Origin of the sequence: uncultured Sphingorhabdus sp., from assembly GCF_937872355.1 — a bacterium.
In the GTDB taxonomy this organism is placed as follows: Bacteria; Pseudomonadota; Alphaproteobacteria; order Sphingomonadales; family Sphingomonadaceae; genus Sphingorhabdus_B.
In genome coordinates, this window is the sequence record NZ_CALMSV010000104.1 from 1 (window position 1) to 3,048 (window position 3,048).

Sequence of the window (3,048 nt, forward strand, 5' to 3'; positions counted from 1 at the left end):
CGGTGCGAGGGGGGATAAAGGGCATCGGGGGTGGGCGGGCCGTGGCGCCCGGCGACGGGGAGGAGTATGTTGGGGAGCCGCGGGACGAACACCGCCCCCGCCGGTCCGCGTGCGGCGCATGGGGTTGCACGCGCAGCATCAGGCCATTGCCGTGATGCGCACCGACTGCCCTGCCTGCCAGTCGGAGGGGTTGACGGCGCGCTCCCACGTTTTGGTCCGCGCCGGCGAAAAATCCATCCAGGCGGAATTGTTCCAGGTCGACACCGACTTGTTGCCGATCGGCGATATCGGCTTGTCGCAAGCTGCGTGGGAGTTGCTCGACGTCAATGAAGGCGACGAGGTTTTCGTCAGTCACCCTCCACCTCTCAATTCTCTTAGCCATATTCGTAGACGCATTTACGGCGGCCGATTTGAGCGTGCTGGTCTTGATGCGATTATCAAAGATGTTGTTGCACGGCGTTATACCGACGTGCATCTTGCAGCGTTTCTGACTGCAAGCGCGGTGCCACCGCTGAATCTCGAGGAGACTATTGATCTCACCGCTGCAATGATCGCGGTTGGCGAGAAATTGAGTTGGGATCGACGGATCGTCATCGACAAGCACTGTATCGGAGGCTTAGCAGGAAATCGCACGACTCCGATTGTTGTCGCTATCGCCGCAGCAAATGGCTTGGTTATGCCAAAAACATCCTCCCGGGCGATAACGTCACCAGCTGGTACTGCAGACACAATGGAGACTCTTGCTCCCGTCAACCTGGATATCTCCAGTATGCGACGTGTCGTGAACAAGGAGGGAGGATGCATCGTCTGGGGTGGGGCGGTGCAGCTCAGTCCTGCCGACGATATTTTTATCCGAGTCGAAAGAGACTTGGACATTGATACGGAAGGGCAACTCGTTGCCTCGGGGTTGTCCAAAAAGATCGCTGCCGGCTCAACTCATGTAGTCGTCGATATTCCCGTAGGGGCTACGGCCAAGATTCGAACAGAAGAAGCGGCTGAAAGTTTGGCAGCCAGACTGATTGCTGTCGGACAGCATTTCGGGCTCGCCGTCACCTGCTTGCAAACCGACGGTAGCCAACCTGTCGGTAGAGGCATTGGACCAGCCCTAGAAGCTCATGATGTTCTGGCGGTTCTACAAAACTCTCCTGGAGCCCCTACGGATTTGCGCGACCGTGCGGCCGCGCTCGCCGGAGCTGCGCTTGAGATCGGGGGGGTTGTGAGCGCGGGTGGAGGCTTTACCCGTGCTCTCACGACCTTAGAAAGCGGTGCTGCCTGGGAGAAATTCCGAAGGATTTGCATTGCGCAGGGCGGGATGCGAGCTCCCGGTGTAGCTACCCACGTTTTGGCCGTACGCGCGGAGCGAGATGGAGTGGTCATATCCATTGATAATCGAAATTTGTCGCGGGTTGCGAAGCTTGCGGGGGCACCTCGATCAGCAATCTCCGGGGTCTTCTTGAAAGTGCGACTAGCGGACCTCGTAGCGGCAGGAGACACTCTGTTTGAGATTCATGCTGCCATGGCAAGCGAACTCTCTTACACTGCGGAATTCCTAACTACGATCGGCCCTGTTATTCAACTAGGAGAGTAATTGCCGCGACCAACGAATGATCAGGCATTGAACTTGCGCCAGGTCTGCTCCGGGTCTCAGTTGCCGTGAGGGCATGGATCGCGCCGCGAGCGCGACATTGAATAAACGTTCAACGATCATGGCCGCAGACGCGTTTGCACTATATGCCAGACTGCCAAGCGTAATGATCGAATTGGGATCGAGTACGCTCTATTCGCCAGATACCGAAAAGAGCGACCTATGCGCGCCTCCGTGGCACAGCACGTGAAACTGTTAGTCAGGTCGCTGCTACTTCTCTCTGCGGACAGACGCCTTGCGCGGACGACTCCGCTCTGCGCCCGGCTCGACCGAGATTTCCTTCAGTGGTACGCATCCGGTGTAGGCCGCAGGTGATCAGGTTTCGGGATTGGAGCGCGCGAGCTTGCGGTGCTCTTTGATCAGGTCGACCAGCGTGTCGATGCCGAAGTCGGTGAACGCCAAGACTTGATCGTCGCCTGTTCCGTAGACCCAGATCACGCCGTCCTCGATATCCATATCCAAAGCGACGTCGTGGAGCCAGTCGACATCCTCGCCGAGATCAGCAGCGACACGATCAATGGTCGTGACGTGAGAGACCTTGTTGACGTGCATGTCAGGCGGCGAGCGCGGCGTCGGTCGCGGCGGGGCGACGCCAGTTCCACGGCAGCAGCTCATCAAGCCGATGGGCAGGATGAGCAGCTATTCGCGCAAGGACGTTGGCGAGCCAAGCCTGCGGATCGACGCCGTTCATTTTCGCCGTCACGATGAGGCCGTACATGGCCGCAGCGCGCTGCCCCCCGCGATCGGATCCGCAGAACAACCACGATTTTCTTCCCAAAGCGATGCCGCGCAGACCGCGCTCGGCGGCATTGTTGGACATGCAGACACGTCCATCGTCGAGGAACAGCGTGAAGGCCGCCCAGCGCTTGAGCATGTAATTGATCGCCTTGACCAGATCGTGGCGGGGCGACAGCTTCGCCGCCTGTTCGCGCATATAGGCATGGAGATCATCGACCAGAGGTCGGCTCATGGCTTTCCGCCCCGCGGCGCGCTCTTCGGGGCTCTTTCCATTGATATCGCGCTCGATTGCAAACAGCGCGTCGATGCGGCGTACGACCTCGATCGCGATCGGCGACAAGGGGATTTCCTTCTTACCCGCAGCCTTGCGACGCGCGTTCTCCTCGAGATCGGCCATGGCGAAGAAGGGGCGGCGGCCGTGGACCCCACACGCCGCCTCCTGGATCCGCCCCGGTTTTCGACCCGCCAGATAGAGCTTGTTGTAACCGTCGTAGGCGTCGGCCTGCAGGATGCGGATTCCGATTTAATCCGGCCACCTATTCCGACGCGAAGCCGGCCGGGATTCCGATTTGATGTCGGCCACCGTTCCGATTTGAAGCCGGCCACCATTCCGAGATGAAGTCGGCCGCCAGTGCGGCGGTCATCGGCGCGGCGACGGGAAGCCC

The 3,048-nt window shown here is 59.6% G+C and carries 2 protein-coding genes and 1 pseudogene; 1 reads left to right on the forward strand and 2 read right to left on the reverse strand.

Annotated features, from left to right (window positions below):
* Window positions 1-109: 109 nt before the first annotated feature.
* Entirely contained in the window at window positions 110-1,588 is a 1,479-nt protein-coding gene (locus Q0239_RS06065; RefSeq protein ID WP_298599894.1) for a thymidine phosphorylase family protein, read from the forward strand.
* A gap of 372 nt (window positions 1,589-1,960) precedes the next feature.
* Here the strand turns inward: Q0239_RS06065 and Q0239_RS06070 are convergent, their stop codons facing one another.
* Together Q0239_RS06070 and Q0239_RS06075 are read right to left on the reverse strand one after the other, a co-directional pair.
* Window positions 1,961-2,197 (reverse strand): hypothetical protein, encoded by a 237-nt coding sequence (locus tag Q0239_RS06070; protein WP_298599897.1) that lies wholly within the window; start codon window positions 2,195-2,197, stop codon window positions 1,961-1,963.
* A 1-nt stretch (window position 2,198) separates the two neighbouring features.
* A pseudogene (locus tag Q0239_RS06075) lies at window positions 2,199-2,894 on the reverse strand (IS66 family transposase); the annotation flags it as partial.
* Between the last annotated feature and the right edge of the window lie 154 nt (window positions 2,895-3,048).

Coding starts and splice junctions, on each gene's coding strand:
- Q0239_RS06070 (WP_298599897.1), bottom strand. CDS start 2,197: ATGCACGTCAACAAGGTCTCTCACGTCACGACCATTGATCGTGTCGCT.